The organism is Streptomyces sp. NPDC091972 (genome assembly GCF_044756385.1).
Taxonomy (GTDB): Bacteria; Actinomycetota; Actinomycetes; order Streptomycetales; family Streptomycetaceae; genus Streptomyces.
In genome coordinates, this window is sequence record NZ_JBIVSV010000014.1 from 93,110 (window position 1) to 108,355 (window position 15,246).

At 70.9% G+C, this 15,246-nt stretch carries 11 protein-coding genes; 4 read left to right on the forward strand and 7 right to left on the reverse strand.

What is annotated here, in order from left to right; all coding sequences use genetic code 11:
• Window positions 1–2 precede the first annotated feature (2 nt).
• The 3 genes from ACIQJT_RS33405 to ACIQJT_RS33415 form a co-directional block, all read right to left on the reverse strand.
• Window positions 3–1,364: an acyclic terpene utilization AtuA family protein gene (locus ACIQJT_RS33405; protein ID WP_402649550.1), complete on the reverse strand. Its 1,362-nt coding sequence runs from the start codon at window positions 1,362–1,364 to the stop codon at window positions 3–5.
• 32 nt (window positions 1,365–1,396) lie between these two features.
• A complete protein-coding gene (locus ACIQJT_RS33410) occupies window positions 1,397–2,731 on the reverse strand; it encodes an MFS transporter (RefSeq protein ID WP_402649551.1) in 1,335 nt (444 codons plus the stop codon).
• 157 nt (window positions 2,732–2,888) lie between these two features.
• The gene (locus tag ACIQJT_RS33415) at window positions 2,889–3,608 is read right to left on the reverse strand and encodes a GntR family transcriptional regulator (protein WP_365459957.1); all 720 of its coding nucleotides are present in this window, start codon (window positions 3,606–3,608) and stop codon (window positions 2,889–2,891) included.
• A 245-nt stretch (window positions 3,609–3,853) separates the two neighbouring features.
• On the opposite strand from ACIQJT_RS33415, the gene ACIQJT_RS33420 reads away from it, so the two are divergent.
• Complete coding sequence (locus tag ACIQJT_RS33420) at window positions 3,854–4,534, forward strand: LuxR C-terminal-related transcriptional regulator (protein ID WP_402649552.1); 681 nt, start codon at window positions 3,854–3,856, stop codon at window positions 4,532–4,534.
• Window positions 4,535–4,588: 54 nt separating this feature from the next.
• On the opposite strand, the gene ACIQJT_RS33425 is transcribed toward ACIQJT_RS33420, so the two are convergent.
• From ACIQJT_RS33425 to ACIQJT_RS33440, 4 genes are all read right to left on the reverse strand, one after another.
• Complete coding sequence (locus ACIQJT_RS33425) at window positions 4,589–6,001, reverse strand: ATP-binding protein (protein ID WP_402649553.1); 1,413 nt, start codon at window positions 5,999–6,001, stop codon at window positions 4,589–4,591.
• Window positions 5,998–6,717 carry a response regulator transcription factor gene (locus tag ACIQJT_RS33430; protein ID WP_365459948.1) on the reverse strand — a complete coding sequence of 240 codons (720 nt, stop codon included), beginning with the start codon at window positions 6,715–6,717 and terminating at the stop codon, window positions 5,998–6,000. Before ACIQJT_RS33430 ends, ACIQJT_RS33425 begins: the two co-directional genes overlap by 4 nt.
• 99 nt (window positions 6,718–6,816) lie before the next feature.
• Window positions 6,817–9,072: an MMPL family transporter gene (locus ACIQJT_RS33435; RefSeq protein WP_402649554.1), complete on the reverse strand. Its 2,256-nt coding sequence runs from the start codon at window positions 9,070–9,072 to the stop codon at window positions 6,817–6,819.
• Between the two features lie 110 nt (window positions 9,073–9,182).
• Window positions 9,183–10,136, reverse strand: a complete 954-nt coding sequence (locus tag ACIQJT_RS33440; RefSeq protein WP_402649555.1) for a LysR family transcriptional regulator — start codon at window positions 10,134–10,136, stop codon at window positions 9,183–9,185.
• A 199-nt stretch (window positions 10,137–10,335) separates the two neighbouring features.
• Here ACIQJT_RS33440 and ACIQJT_RS33445 point away from each other — a divergent pair, with 199 nt between their 5' ends.
• The 3 genes from ACIQJT_RS33445 to ACIQJT_RS33455 are packed head-to-tail and all read left to right on the forward strand — an operon-like array spanning window position 10,336 to window position 15,238.
• Window positions 10,336–11,493, forward strand: coding sequence for a tartrate dehydrogenase (locus ACIQJT_RS33445; RefSeq protein WP_402649556.1), 1,158 nt, complete (start codon window positions 10,336–10,338; stop codon window positions 11,491–11,493).
• Window positions 11,490–13,169 carry a hydantoinase B/oxoprolinase family protein gene (locus ACIQJT_RS33450; RefSeq protein WP_402649557.1) on the forward strand — a complete coding sequence of 560 codons (1,680 nt, stop codon included), beginning with the start codon at window positions 11,490–11,492 and terminating at the stop codon, window positions 13,167–13,169. Before ACIQJT_RS33445 ends, ACIQJT_RS33450 begins: the two co-directional genes overlap by 4 nt.
• The gene (locus ACIQJT_RS33455) at window positions 13,166–15,238 is read left to right on the forward strand and encodes a hydantoinase/oxoprolinase family protein (protein ID WP_402649558.1); all 2,073 of its coding nucleotides are present in this window, start codon (window positions 13,166–13,168) and stop codon (window positions 15,236–15,238) included. The genes ACIQJT_RS33450 and ACIQJT_RS33455 overlap by 4 nt, the downstream gene beginning before the upstream one ends.
• Window positions 15,239–15,246 lie beyond the last annotated feature (8 nt).

Genomic DNA, 15,246 nt, shown 5'->3' on the forward strand with positions numbered 1-15,246 from the left:
GGTCACAGCTCCTCGGTGGTGGTGCGGAACAGTTCCGTGGGACTCACGCCGGTGACGACGTGGTTGAGGGTGAACCGGTACAGCGGGCCCCGGTCCGTCTCGGGCGGCGAGTACGGATAGGCGAGGGTGGAGACCAGCCCGTCGTACTCCGGGATCGGCAGGTGGCTCGCGGCATGCGCGACGAAGGTGGCGACCGCGTGGGCGGTTGCCTGGTCGGGTGCCGTCACCGTGATGAGGACACCTATTTCGCGGGGTTGCAGCGGTTCCGGTTCTGCGGCGGCCAGTACGGCCCCGTCGCCGTAGAGGCGGAAGTCGATGTCGACGTCGTCGGGGTCCACGGAGCCGCCGAACACGTCGAGGATCTTGTCCGCGAAGTACTTCTGGGCGAAGGGGAGCAGCTCGGGCAGGCGCCGGATGACCACCTGGTCGCGCACTCCTCCCACGATGACGGTCTGGTAGCCGACGAGTTGGGCCCCTTCGAGCTTGTTGGTGTAGCCGTCCGCGGGAACGAAGCGTGCTCCGCGCGCCCGGACGGTGCGTTCGTCGACCGCCTCGTAGGTGGCCTCGCTGGTGTCGAGGACGCCCGAGGGTTCCGCGACGCGATACGGGTCGGCGTTCTCGTACAGCGTGTGGGCGGCCACGGAGCGCGGGGTGAGGCGGCTGCCTTCGGCGAGCGTGGTGACGTCGAAGTGGTCGTCCCGCAGGTGTACGAGCAGGCCGTTGGCGGAAGGGGGTATGGCGCAGGCCGCGCCGCATTCGATGGTCTTGGCCATGTGCCAGGTCAGGCCCGGATCGGCGCCGAGCATGTGGGGGAGCGCGGCGAAGAGCGCGGTGTCGCTGGCGCGTCCGGCCAGGACGACGTCGCAGCCGGCTGTCAGGGCCTCCTGAATGGGCTCGACACCCATCATGGCGACGGTGTGACTGCGGGTGAACACCTCGCGGTCGATCTCCGGGGCGTGCGGCAGCGGGCGGAGCCGTCCGGCGTCGTAGAGGTGCCGGAGCCGCTCGCTCGGCTGGTCGGAGTAGATCAGCGCCAGTTTGAAGTGCAGGTTTTCCGCCGCTGCGATGTCGCGCACCAGGGCGGCCACGCGATCGACTCCCGTGTCACGGCCGCTGGTGCCGCAGGACCCGATGATCAGCGGCACGCCCAGCTCGTCGCGGGCCTTGAGCAGCAGGCGCAGGTCGCGGGCGACGGCCTGGTCGGAGAGTTTGGGGTTTCCCGAGCCGAGCGCGGCCGGACCCGAGTCGGTCGATCCGGCGTCACAGGCGATGACATGCGGGCGGGCATCGACGCCGTGTCGGAAGGCGGCGGCGTCGAATCCGGCGCCGAGTGCACCGGTCGGTGCGAGGATGCGCAGTTCCATGGGGGTCCGTGTCCTTCATGAGGGGTGGTTGTTCAGTGCGGTGAAGGCGCGATGCGGCGGGCCAGGCGGGTGAAGACGGCGAACGTGACCGTGGCGAACACCGCGCCGTTCAGGAGCATGAAGCGCCATCCGGTCGCGTCGACGGTGAGGCCGAGCAGCGCGGGGCCGAGCGCCGCGCCGGTGGACGAGGCGACGGTGTACAGACCGGTGTAGGTGCCCAGGACATGTCTGTTGGGGGCGAGGTTCCACAACGCGACGAGAGCGTTGACGGCGAAGGACGCGTAGCCCACGGAGGCGATCACCATGGAGACGACCGTGCCGGGAACCGTGGGGACGCCGAACCCGATGAGCAGACCGGCGATGAACACGCCGACGCCGTAGCGCATGGCGCGCACCTGGCCCAGCCGGGACGAGGTGTAGGCGAGCGGAACGACACAGAGCAGGAAGGCGACGGCGCCGGGAAGGGCCAGTCCGCCGGCCGAACCGCGGGACAGGCCGAGGGACTCGGTGCCGTAGGGCGTCAGCAGCGCGCGCAGAGCGGACCACATGCCGGCGAAGCAGAAGATGCCGAGCATGAGCAGGGCCCGGGCGCGGGACGGGTCGCGCACCATGTCCCTGACGACGGCCCAGGGTGAGGCGAAGCCGTCGGACGGCGGTTCGGCGAGGGGGCGCGGTTCGGCGGCGGGAGCCGGATCGGCGGGCGACGGCTCGGCGGTGCGGTGCCGGCGGCCCAGGAAGAACCAGGACGTGGTGAGAAGGAGCAGCATGAGGACGGGCGGGATGGCGAACGCCAGGGTGATGCTGCGGTCGACGACGAGAAGGCTGATCAGGGACGAGACGACGATCGTGAGACTGACGCCCGCCTTGACGAAGCCCTGGGCCTTGCCTCGGTGGGAAGGGGCGACGTAGTCGGAGACCAGGGTCTCCGTGATGCCCTTGAACGCGTTGGCCATGGCCGCGAAGCCGATGACGCACAGCAGGAGCAAGGGCAGACTGTGCGTCCACGAGATCAGGGCGAAGGGCACCGAGGCCAGGACAGCCCCGGTCAGGATGATCGCCCACCGGCCCTTTCCGTCGCGTGCGCGACGGTCGGACAGGAACCCCGTCCAGGGCTGGATCAGGACCCCCAGAACGTTGTCCAAGCCCATGATCAGGCCGACCAGGCCGGCGGAGGCGATGTAGTGCCGCAGCTCGGAGGGAACCTGCGCGTCGTAGAAGTTCCACACCGATTCCTGGGCGAAGACGGCCAGGGTCACCCACAGGACCGTCGTGGCGCTCATCCGCCGTGGGGTGGCTGGTCTGTTCTCGGCCGGTGTGCTCGCGGGGGTGTCCTCCAGCGGCTCGGGCCGGGGGGCGATGTGAGGCATGGCGGCTCCTTTGCCATATGCCATAGCATATTCATTCTGAGTCACCCCGCGTGTCCGTCGATCGCCGATGCGGCAGCTGCGTACAGGCGTCTCGTGCGCAGCTATTTGCTATAGCTCAAGCGGGAGCAGGGGACCAGTGCGGTGGCGGTTCGTTCGCTCAGTGCGAGAAACGCGCCGTGAGCAGGGAGGAACTCGACGACCGGCTGTGCGCGGTCATCAGCTCCTCCGCCCGCCTGCCGTTTCCGGCGGCGATGGCGTCGTAGATGGCGCGGTGCTGGTGGTAGCGCGCATCCACGGCGCTGCGCCGTTCGTCGCTGACCTCGGACAGGACGCTGTCGCGTCGTTCGTCCGCGCCGAAGGCGTCGACCATGTGCAGCATCTGAAGCAGTGTGGCGTTCCCGCTGGCCTCGTCCACCAGGCTGTGGAACCGCCGCATGCAGTGCAGGATCTCCTCGATCAGCTTCCGCTCCTCCTCGCTGCCGGGAGCCAGTCCGGACGCCCGGTCGCGCAGACGGTCCGCCTCGTCCAGGGCGGCACGCATCCGCGCTCTCTGCTCCGCGGTCGACTTCTCCGCGGCCAGCCGGGCGGCCAGAGCCCGGAGCGAGTCCCCGATCATGGAGAACTCCCGCAACTCCTCGTCCGCGTACTTCGCGATGCGCACGGACCGCGGGCCGGTCCTCTCCACCAGCCGGTCCTGCTCCAGCCGGCGCAACGCCTCACGTACCGGTGTCGCGCTGATGTCGAGGGATTCGGCCAGCCCCCGCTCGGTCACCTTCTGGCCCCGTTCGAGGACGCCCGAGACGATCGCCTCACGGATCGCCGTGTACGCCTGGTCGCCCAGGGTCGCGGAGACGGTGAGCTGCGGAAGCTGTGCCATGGGCAGTACGGTATTTGCTACAGCAGAATTGTCAACCGGTCGCGGGCATGTGAGTTCCGAGCGAGTCCCGGCGGCAGGCGAAGGCCGCCACCGGACAACCGTCAAGGAACGCTCAGGTTCACAGCGGGCGGACCGTCAACTGCCGTCTGAATGATGGTTCAGGACATCCCGGAATCCGGTCAGGGCCTCAGCGCCCGGCCGGACGGGCGGTGACGGCAGGGCTGTCGGACCGAGAAGAAGGCCCCGTGAACAAGGTAATCGTCGCAGGCGGGCCGTCCCTGGTCCGGACGGCGCTGACCAGGGTGATCGACGCGAGCGGCACCCTGCGGGCGGTCGGCACCGCCGCCCGCGGCGAAGAACTCGCAGACCTGCTCGACGCCGGCGTCGACGCTGACGTCGTCCTCCTCGACCGCTCCATCCACACCGCGCGACAGGGCGGTTTCACAACTCTGGTCACCGAGACCTGCGCCGCGGCCCGGACCGTCGTCTTCGGAGCTCCCAGTGCTCAGGAGGTCGATGCCCAGGTACGTGCCGGCGCCACAGGTGTCCTCGGCGTGGATGTCAGCGCCGCCCAGCTCGTCGCCGCGCTGGAGACCGTGTGCCGGGGCGGGCTCGTCGTCGCCCTGGGCACGGCCCCGGCCGTCAACAGGGCGCAAGCGCGGGTCACGCCCGAACTCACCCGGGACCTCTCCGTCCGGGAACGCGAGATCCTCACCATGCTGTCGAGCGGTCAGGACAGTGCCTCCATCGCCCGCGACCTCGGTCTCAGCCCCCTCACCGTGAAGACCCACATCGCCAACATGCTGAGCAAGCTGGGAATCCGCCGACGCGGACACCTGATCGCCTTCGCCTACGAGAGCGGGCTGATCGTGCCGGGCATGACACCCACCAGTTTCCTCCCGCCCCCGCTGCGCGCACCTTCTTAGCCAGGGTGTGGGAAGAGCCCCCGTCAGGCTCTGTCGGGTGCCGTGGGAGGACCCTCAAGTGCGGCCGTGCGGGAGCCGGATGGTGACGGTGGTTCCGACCCCCACCTGCGAGTGCACGTCCACCTGTCCGTGGTGGGCGTGGACGATGGCTTCCACGATGGCCAGGCCGAGACCGGAACCGCCGTACGCGCGGCTGCGGCTGGCCTCGGCGCGCCAGAAACGCTCGAAGACGCGGGGCAGGTCCTCGGCCGGGATTCCAGGGCCGTCGTCGACGACACTCAGTTCCACGGTCTCCCGGCTCAGGGCGACCTCGACGCGTACGGCGGTCTGAGCCGGAGTGTGCTGGACCGCGTTGCCGACGAGGTTGCGCAGGACCTGTTGCAGACGGGCGGCGTCGCCGACGACGGCGGCGGGCGGCGCGGGTGCCATGGCGATGTCGCGCTGGGGGTAGATGATCTGGGCGTCCTCGATGACGCCGGCGGCCAGGACGGTGAGGTCCACGTCGTCCTGCTCGACCGGGCGGCCGGCGTCCAGGCGGGCGAGCAGTGCGAGATCCTCCACGAGCAGGCGCATCCGCCCCACTTCGTTCTCGATGTGTTCGAGCGCGGTCTCCAGGCCCGGTCCGGAGAGGCCGCCCTGGCGGTGCAGGTCGAGCCAGCCGGAGATGGTGGACAGGGGAGTGCGCAGTTCGTGGGAGGTGTCGGCGGCCAGCGAGCGGACGGTCGCCTCCGCGCGGGCCTGCGCGTCGAACGCCCGGTTGACCGCCTTGGCCAGCAGATCGGCCTCGCTGCCGTTGCGATGGGTGGGCAGCCGTTCGGTCAGGGAGCCGGCGGCGATGGCGTCGGCGCTGCGGGCCATACGGGCGAGCGGGCGCATGCCCAGCCGCAGAACGACGACGGACAGCCCGAGCAGCACCAGTAACGCTCCACCGATCAATGCCAGTTGGCGTTCGATGAGCGCGTCGGTGGTGGCGTCGTCGACGGATGTGTCGATGGTGAGGATGACGGCCGCCGGCGCCACGGTGCCTTTAGCGGGCCCGCGGTCGATGACCAGGCCGGGGCTGGGGATGCGTACGGCGCTGAGATCACCGCCCTCCACGGTGACCACGCTTCCCGTCGGCGCCGTCGCGCTGAAGGCGGCCACCTCCTCGGCGGCCCCGGACGCGGAGCCGGTGCTCAGCAGGACCCTGTTGTCCTGGTCGACGGCCACCGTGCCCAGGGGCGCACCGAGAAGTGCGCCGAGCTGGTCGGCGTCGGCGGTCTGCGGTCCCTGGCGGATGACCCGCGCCAACCGCGCCGCGTTGGCCTTGAGAGTGTCCTCGTTGCGTCGGTCCAGGAAGTCCTCCAGGAGAAAGGCGCTGATCACGGCGCTGGCGACGAGGCCGACGACGAGGAGGACCGCCAGGCCGGCGAGCAGGCGCAGGCGGACGCTGGAGGAGGCCCAGGGAAGACGGCCGCTCAGTCTCACGTGCCGTCCTGCTCTCGGAGGGTGTAGCCGACGCCGCGCACGGTGCGCAGCAGTGGCGCTCGGCCCTGGTCGATCTTGCGCCGCAGGTTGGAGACGAAACGCTCGACGACCACGGAGTCCCCGCCGAAGTCGTACTGCCACACGGCCTCCAGGATCTGGGCGCGGGAGAGGACCTGCCCCTGGTGACTGAGCAGGTAGTGCAGCAGCCGGTACTCGGTGGGGGAGAGCTCGACCAGCTGTCCGCCCCGGCGGACTTCGTGACGCAGGTCGTCGAGCGTGAGGTCGTCGCAGGACAGGCGGGTCTCCTCGGCGGCGGGGGCCCCGCCCCGGGCACGGCGCAGCAGAGCCTGCAGGCGGGCGCCGACCTCGACGACGCTGAAGGGTTTGGTGACGTAGTCGTCGCCGCCCAGGCGCAGCCCTCGCACGCGGTCCTCGACGGCGTCGCGCGCGGTGAGGAAGAGAACGGGGACGTCGATGGCGCGGGAGCGCAGGAGCTGGAGGATCTCGAAGCCGTCGGCGCCGGGCAGCATCACGTCGAGGACGATGACGTCCGGAGGGCGGCGGGCGACCTGGTCGAGGGCCTCGCTCAGGTCGCCGGCCGTGTCGACGTCGAATCCGGCGAACTCCAGTGCCGAGATCAGCAGGCGCCGGATACCGGGATCGTCGTCGACGACGAGGACGCGGTCGGCGGTGGCCGGCGTGTTGACGGCGTTCATGTGTGCTCCTGGTGGCGGCAGCGGAAGACCGGGGTCGGCCGCTGCCGCCGGTGGGGCCGATCCGGGTGTCCCGTAGCGGCGCTGCTGGTCATGGCGTGGTCACAAGTGTGCGGGGGTTGCTTCCTCGGCGGGGGCGTGCGGGGCCGCCGGCCGGGGGGCGTGGAAGTTCTCGCCCTCGACGTCGAGATGGGGCAGCACTCGGTCGAGGCGTCGTGGCAGCCACCAGGCCCGGTCCCCGAGGAGCGCCAGCACCGCCGGCACGAGGGTCATGCGGACCAGGAAGGCGTCCACCATGACTCCGAAGGCCAGGGCGAAGGCGATCGGCATGATGTCGGCGTCGTGGGAGAACAGGAAGCTGACGAACACCGAGATCATGATGAGCGCCGCAGAAGTTACCACACGGGCGGAGTTGCGGGCTCCGTTGAGGATGGCCGTGCGGGCGTGGTGGTGGCGGTTGTAGTCCTCGCGCATGGCGGAGACGAGGAACACCTCGTAGTCCATGGCCAGCCCGAAGAGCACGGACATCACGACGATGGGCACGAAGCTGGCCACCGGGCCCTCGCTGGGTACGCCCAGCGCTCCGGCCAGCCAGCCCCACTGGAAGACCGCGACGGTGGCGCCGAAGGCGGCGCCCACGGACAGCAGGAACCCGATGGTCGCCTTGACCGGGACGGCGATCGACCGGAAGGCGATCATCAGCAGGAGCAGGGAGAGGCCGACGACGACGATCACGAACGGCACGAGCGCGCCGCTGAGCTTGTCGGAGACGTCGATGCTGACCGCGGTCATTCCGGTGACGGCCACATAGGAGCCGCTGGACTGCGCCAGGGGCTGCATCTGGGTGCGCAGCCGGGCCACGAGGCCGCTGGTCTCCTCGGACCGAGGTCCGCTCTCCGGGATGATCTGGATCCTTGCCGCCGTGGCGTCCTCGGCCAGGTCGACACCGCTGACGTCCGCGATCCCGTCGACCTTCCCGAGTTCGTCCTCGACGGCGGCGGCCGTGGATGTGACGGTGGCGGGGTCGTCGTTCTCGACGAGGACGACGAGGGGGCCGTTGGCGCCGGGACCGAAGGCGTCACCGATCACGTCGTAGGCCTGGCGGCTGGAACTGCTCGTGTCGCCGGAACCCTCGTCGGTGAGCGCCAGCTTCAGTTCCATGCCGGGGACGGCCAGGGCGATCAGCACAGCGGTGCCCAGGATGAGGTTGCGCACGGGGTGGCGCAGCACGCCCTCGGTCCAGCGCACGCCCATCGTGGCTGTCCGGCCGCTGTGCTCCGCCGACCTCATGGCGCGCCTACGACCGATCAGGGGCAGGAACCGGCGGCGCCGGACAGCTGCCCGGGGTGGCCGGGGCGTGAGCCGGTGGCCGGCCATCCCCATCAGGGCGGGCAGCAGGGTCAGTGCGGTGAGCACGGCGAGCGCGACCGCTCCGGCCGAGGCCAGTCCCATCGAGGTGAGCATCGGCACGCCGGCCACCGACAGACCGGCGAGCGCGATGAGGACGGTGGCTCCGGCGAACACGACGGCACTGCCCGCGGTGGCGGTGGCCCGCGCGACGGACTCCCCGACCGGCACACCGGCACCCAGCTGGGTGCGATGGCGGGAGACGATGAACAGGGCGTAGTCGATGCCGACGGCCAGCCCGAGCATGATCGCGAGGGTGGGCGCGTTGTCGGAGACGTCGAACACCGTGGCCAGACCCATCATGGCGGCCACCGTTGCGACGATGCCCAGAACCGCGGTGAGCAGGGGCAGACCGGCGGCCAGGAGCGACCCGAACGTGATCACCAGGATGACCAGGGCCACGCCCAGACCGAGCAGTTCACCGGGCCCCACGGGCGGGTGCGAGGTCTCGTACGGCTCACCGCCGTAGATGGTCCGCAGGCCTGCCCGCTCCGCCGACGCCCCGGCGGCCCTCACCGCGTCCAGCGTGCCCTCCGGCACGTCGTCGGCCTCCTTGGTGGTGAACGTGACCTCGGCCACCGCGGTGCGCCCGTCCTCGGAGACGGTGTCATCGCGCGCCGGGTCACTGACCTCGCTCACTCCCGGGACTCGGCCCGTGGCCTCCAGCGTGGCTTTCAGGGAGTCCCGCAGATCCGGCTCGGTCACCTTGTGGCCGGCCGGCGCCTGGAACACGATCCGCGCCGACTGCGCATCCGGCTCGGGGAAGTGCCGTTCCATCTTCGTCAGCGCCGTCTGGGCCGGAGAGCCGGGAATGGAGCTGCTGTCGGCGAAGGAGCCGGCGAAGGAAACCCCCAGGCCCACCACCGCGAGGAGGCCCAGGAGCCACCCGATCAACATCGTGCGCCAACGGCGGGCGCCGAACGCGCCCAGCCGGTACAAGAGCGTAGCCATCAAAGATTCCCTCACTGTGCGGAAGACGACCCGCCACATCCTTCTGAGGGGACTTGACGACCGCCGAACGCGGAACTTGAGGGTTTTCTGACGGTTCGGCTCCGGTGCCGTCAGACGCTGCGAGGACCGGACGGGAGCCGGCCGGTGCTGAGGGTGAGCGCCGACTCATCCGCGGCGTGATCCAGTCGCGCTGGGAGCCGCGCGGCGAGGTGGTCGATGAGGGCGCTCACGCGTCGCGGGACGTGCCCGTCCTCCTCCAGGAGGGCGTAGATGTCGGCGGCCGGTGTCGAGAGGTGCGGCAGGACCCGGACGAGCTCGCCGCGCTCCAGATGCGGCCTGACGTGCCACTCCGACCGCATGATCACACCACGGCCCTCCAAGGCCCAGCCGGTCACCACGTCACCGTCGTTGCTGGACAGGCTGCCGTGCACCCGCACGTGCCGGGGGCGGTCCGCGTCCCCGAAGCGCCAGAGCGCGAAGTCGCTCTCGTTCTCCCGCAGCACGATGCAGTTGTGCCGGGCCAGATCCTCGATGGTGTCCGGAGTGCCGTGCTCGGCGAGGTAGGAAGGCGCCGCGCAGGGCACGCGCCGGTTCCTGGCGAGCCGCCGCATGCGCAGCGAGGAGTCGGGCGGCATGCCCACATGGACGGCCACGTCGAACTCACGCCGGTGGGGCCGCAGCGGCAGCGCGGACGTCTGCAATCGGACGTGCAGGTCCGGGTGGGCCGCGGCGAACTCGCCGAGCAGCGGCGCGATGTGCGCGCGACCGAGACCGAGCGTGGCCTCGACGACCACGGACCCGCGCAGCCCCCCGGCCGTGTCGGTGATCGTGTCCTCCAGCTCGCGCACCTGGTCCAGGATCGCCTCGACGCGCGCCGCGTAGAGCTCGCCCTCCGAGGTGAGCACGAGTCGGCGGGCACCGCGCTGCACGAGCCGGACATCCAGGCGGCGCTCCAGCGCGCTGAGGCGTTTGCTGACCACGGGCAAGGAGCAGCCGAGCTCTCGCGACGCGGCGGTCAGCGTCTCGCTCGACGCGACCACGTGGAAGAACTGCAGGTCGTCCACGGCTGAACGGCTCTTGGACGAGGGGCGACCAGAACGCCGGGGGCTTTCCATGGGGGAAAACGTACCTTGCCATTAACGCCCTTGTAACGACTCTCACCGCTGGCCAAGGTAGGACCCAGCCGCGCCGTGACCGGCCTGCCGCAGAGCAGAGCGCTCGTCACCGGACTCGCGCACCAATCCGTGGACTGGGAGTGAATTCGTGCCGCACAGCTATCGCATCGCAGCGATTCCGGGCGACGGGATCGGCCGCGAGGTCGTCCCGGAGGGGCTGAGGTGCCTGCGGGCCGCTGCCGAGACGCACGGGTTCGCACTCGACGTCACCGAGTTCGACTTCGCCAGCGCCGACTACTGGATGAAACACGGCACGATGCTGCCCGAGAACTGGCGGGACGTCCTCGGAGCGTTCGACGCGATCTTCTTCGGCGCGGTCGGATGGCCTGAGGTGGTCCCGGACCATGTCTCGTTGTGGGGCAGCCTGCTCCAGTTGCGTCGGGGCTTCGACCAGTACGTCAATCTGCGTCCCGTCCGGCTGCTGCGCGGTGTGCGCAGTCCGCTGCGTGACCACCGGCCGGGCGACATCGACTTCTACGTGGTGCGGGAGAACACCGAGGGCGAGTACTCCAGCATCGGCGGCCGGATCTTCGAGGGCACCGACCGCGAGACGGTGGTGCAGGAGACGGTCATGACACGCACCGGCGTCGACCGTGTCCTGCGCTATGCCTTCGAACTCGCCTCGTCCCGGCCGGGCAAGCACCTGACGTGGGCGACGAAGAGCAACGGGATCTCGATCTCCATGCCCTACTGGGACGAGCGCGCGACCGAGATGGCCGCCCGGTACCCCGACGTGACCGCGGACAAGGACCACATCGACATCCTGACCGCGAAGTTCGTCCTCCAGCCCGACCGGTACGACGTGGTCGTCGCCAGCAACCTGTTCGGCGACATCCTCTCCGACCTCGGCCCGGCCTGCACCGGGACGATCGGCATCGCCCCCAGCGCGAACATCAACCCCGACCGCTCCTTCCCCAGCCTCTTCGAGCCGGTGCACGGCTCGGCGCCGGACATCGCCGGCCTCGGTGTCGCCAACCCCGTCGGGCAGATCTGGAGCGGCGCCATGATGCTCACCCACCTCGGCGAGCACGAGGCGGCCGCGCACGTGGTGGCCGCGATCGAGAGCGTTCTGGACGAGCAGCCCGATGTGGTCACCCCCGACCTCGGGGGCACGGGGACCACCGTCGGGCTCGGCAAGGCCGTCGCGGCCCGGATCACCGCGGGTCCACTCGCCGGGCGCGGCGGCGGAGCGCCGACCGGAGACGCCGCCGGCCGCGCGGTCGAAGAGGGGGTCGCGGCGTCATGACCAGACCCGTCTCCGATCCGGTCGGCCTCGAAGTGCGCTGGGACCGGCTCGCCGCCGCCACCGACGAGGCGGCCTCCACGATGCTGCGCACGGCGTTCTCCACGATCATCCGGGAGTCGAACGACTACACCGTCGTCCTGATGGACCGCGCGGGCCGCACCATGGCCGAGTCACGCGCCGGCATCCCCGCCTTCGCCGCCCTGATGAGCTCGCTGACCGCGCTGGTCCTCGAACGGTTCCCCGCGGACGAGTGGCAGGACGGCGACAGCGTCATCACCAACGACCCGTGGATCGCCACCGGGCACCTGCCCGACATCGCCATGATCTCGCCGGTCTTCCACCGAGGACGGCTCGTCGCGTTCGCGGGCACCGTGGCGCACTCTCCGGACATCGGCGGCACCCCCTCGATGGGCGCGACCGAGCTCCTGTCCGAGGGGATCCTGATCCCGCCGCTGCGGCTGTTCCGGGCCGGACGCGTCGAGCAGGGGGTCAAGGACCTGCTGCTGGCGAACGTACGACTGGCGGACCAGGTGTGGGGCGACCTGGAGGCGCAGGCCGCGGCCCACGCCGTGTGCCGCCGACGTGCCCGGGAGTTCCTCGACGACTTCCGCGAGCCGCACTTCGAGGCGTTCGCGGCCCAGGTCCACGCGGTGACCGACGAGGCGATGCGGGCGGGCGTCCGCGACCTGCCCGACGGCGTCTACCGCGCCGCCCTGGACGCGGACGGCGTCGAAGGCCACCCCACGCACATCGAGTGCGCGGTGACCGTGCGCGGCGAGGAGGTGGAGATCGACTACACCGGCAGCTCCCCCCAGGTGCCCTTCGCGACGAACTCGACGCTGAACTACACCCGCGCCTACTCCATGTATCCGCTGAAGATCCTGCTGGACCCGTCCACGCGGACCAACTGGGGCTCCTACCGGTCCCTCCGGGTCACCGCCCCGGAGGGCACGATCGTCAACCCGAGATTTCCCGCGCCCGTCGTGGCACGGCACCTCACCGGGCACCTCCTGTCCTGTGCGGTGTACCAGGCACTGGCCCCGGTGCTGCCCGACCGCGTCATCGCCGACAGCGGCGGTGCCCCCGCCCTGCGGGTCCGCTTCGCCGGGGTCGACGACTCCGGCCGGCCGTTCAGCCTGATGCTGTTCGCCAACGCGGGCATGGGCGCGTCCCAGGAGTCGGACGGGCTGTCCGCCACCGCCTTCCCGACCAATTCGGGAGGCGGCGGCATCGAGGCCCTGGAAGCCGCGTCGCCGCTGCACTTCCTCCGCAAGGAGCTGCGTGCCGGATCGGGCGGGCGGGGCCGTCGCCGCGGAGGCCTGGGCCAGACCATCGAGGTCCGCAACCCGACGAGCCGACCGGTGCAGATGGTGCTGCTCGGAGACCGCGAACGGCACCCGGCGCTCGGACTGGCCGGCGGGGAACCCGGCGCCACCGCACAGGTCGTGCTGGACTCCGGCGAGCGTGTCCCCCTGAAGTCGATCTCACGGCTGGCCCCCGGCTCGTCGGTCGTCATCTCCTTCGCCGGCGGCGGCGGGTTCGGCCGCCCCGAGGAGCGCGAGCCCGAACTCCTGTTCGCCGACGAGATCGCCGGCTACACCCTCCCGGCCGGTCGGCAGAACCCGCACACGGCGCCGACGGCGGTCGGCAGCGCACACGAGGAGGCGGGCCGATGAACCGCACGGTCAGGATCGGCGTCGACGTCGGCGGAACGTTCACCGACCTGCTGCTGCACGACCCGGGCCGGCAACTGGTCCGGCCGGGGAAGCTGCCCACCACACCCCATGCCCCCAACGAAGCCATCACCGCGGGGATCGCCCGCCTGCTGGAGGAGACGTCCACGGCCCCCGCGGACGTCGCCGGCATCGTGCACGGCACCACGCTGGTGACGAACACCCTGCTGGAACGCACCGGAGCGGTCGTCGGCCTGCTCACCACCAGCGGGTTCAGCGACTCCCTGGAAATGGGACGGGAGACGAGGTTCGACACCACCGACCTGCACGCCCGGCCCGCCCGGCCGCTGGTGCCGCGTCCTCTGCGCCGCGGGGTGCCCGGCAGGATCGCCGCCAATGGCGATGAACTCGAACCGCTCGACGAGCGTGCCGTCCTCGGGGCTGTGCGGGAACTGGTGGACCAGGGCATCGAAGCCCTGGCCGTGGCCCTCATGCACTCCTACCGCGACGCCGGGCACGAGCACCGGGTGCGGGACCTCGTCGCGCGCGCCCACCCCGACCTGCCCGTCACGCTCTCCAGCGCCGTCGCCCCGGTCATCGGCGAGTACGAGCGGGCCGGCACCGCCTGCCTGAACGCGTACGTGCAGCCCTTGATGGCGCGCTACCTCGACGACCTGCGCGACGACCTGACCGCCCTGGGCATCGACGCGCCCCTGCGCATCATGCTCTCCGGTGGCGGTGTCACGACTCTTGAGGACGCCAAGCGGTTCCCCGTACGACTGCTGGAGTCGGGGCCCGCGGCCGGTGCCATCGCCGCCGCCGCGGTCGCCCGGACGCTGGGGGAGCAGGACGTCGTCTCCTTCGACATGGGCGGGACCACGGCGAAGATCGCCGTGGTCCAGGGTGGCAGGCCCAGGCTCAAGCACGACTTCGAGGCGGGGCGCGTCGACAAGTTCAAGCCCGGCTCGGGACTTCCCGTGCGCCTGACCGTCGTCGACATGATCGAGATCGGTTCGGGAGGCGGCTCGATCGCGGCACCCGACGCGCTCGGGCTGCTCAAGGTGGGACCGCGCAGCGCCGGTTCGGTGCCCGGTCCTGTCGCCTACGGGCGGGGAGGCGAGCGGCCCACCGTGACGGACGCCGATCTGATCCTCGGCTGTCTCGACGCGGACAACTTCCTCGGCGGGGAGATGAGGCTGCGCCCCCGCGAGGCCCACAAGGCGCTCACGCGTGAGGTGGCGGGTCCGCTGGGACTCGACACGGTCGACGCCGCCGCCGGGATCGTCGAGGTGGTCACCGAAAGCATGGCCGCCGCCGCCCGCATGCACCTGTCCGAACAGGGCAAGGACCCCGCCGACTTCGCCCTGCTGGCCTTCGGCGGAGCGGGACCCGCCCATGCCTACGGGCTGGCGAAGTCGCTGAAGATCCCCAGGGTGATCGTGCCGATGCGGGCCGGAGTGATGTCCGCCTGCGGGCTCCTGGCCGCCGCTCCCACGGTCGACGAGGTCCGCAGTCTGCCCTCGCCCCTCGCCGATGTCGACTGGGACCGGGTGGCCGCGCTGTACGACGAGATGAGGGCCAGGGCCATCGAAACGCTTCAGCCGGGCGACCCGGAACTGGTCCGGGTGCACCGCTCGGCCGACATGCGCTACCTCGGCCAGGGCTTCGAGATCGAGGTCGGCATGCCCGAGCAGGACTTCGGTCCGCACGGTCTCGAACGCATCCGGAGCTCCTTCGAGTCGACGTACCGGGCCGTGTTCGGCCGCTCCCTCGAAGGGGCCGTGGAGGTCGTGAACTGGCGGCTCTCCATGCGGCTGCCCGGTCACGAGCTGTCGACGGAGGGCGGCCGTGCGGGAGGGGGCGAGGCGCGCCGCGGTGTCCGTTCGGTCTGGTTCCCGGGACACGGGCCGCTCGAGACCACCGTGTGGGACCGCTACGCGCTCACGCCGGGCACCGAGCTGGCAGGTCCGGCGATCTTCGAGGAGCGTGAATCGTCCTGTTCCTTCGGGCCGGACTGCCGGATCCGGGTGACCGACGACCTGACCCTCGTGGTCGAGATCGACCGGGCCTGAACCCTTCG

Excerpts from the sequence above, each read along its gene's own strand:
- ACIQJT_RS33405 (WP_402649550.1), bottom strand. The coding sequence starts at position 1,364 with ATGGAACTGCGCATCCTCGCACCGACCGGTGCACTCGGCGCCGGATTC.
- ACIQJT_RS33410 (WP_402649551.1), bottom strand. The coding sequence starts at position 2,731 with ATGCCTCACATCGCCCCCCGGCCCGAGCCGCTGGAGGACACCCCCGCG.
- ACIQJT_RS33415 (WP_365459957.1), bottom strand. The coding sequence starts at position 3,608 with ATGGCACAGCTTCCGCAGCTCACCGTCTCCGCGACCCTGGGCGACCAG.
- ACIQJT_RS33430 (WP_365459948.1), bottom strand. The coding sequence starts at position 6,717 with ATGAACGCCGTCAACACGCCGGCCACCGCCGACCGCGTCCTCGTCGTC.
- ACIQJT_RS33435 (WP_402649554.1), bottom strand. The coding sequence starts at position 9,072 with ATGGCTACGCTCTTGTACCGGCTGGGCGCGTTCGGCGCCCGCCGTTGG.
- ACIQJT_RS33450 (WP_402649557.1), top strand. The coding sequence starts at position 11,490 with ATGACCAGACCCGTCTCCGATCCGGTCGGCCTCGAAGTGCGCTGGGAC.
- ACIQJT_RS33455 (WP_402649558.1), top strand. The coding sequence starts at position 13,166 with ATGAACCGCACGGTCAGGATCGGCGTCGACGTCGGCGGAACGTTCACC.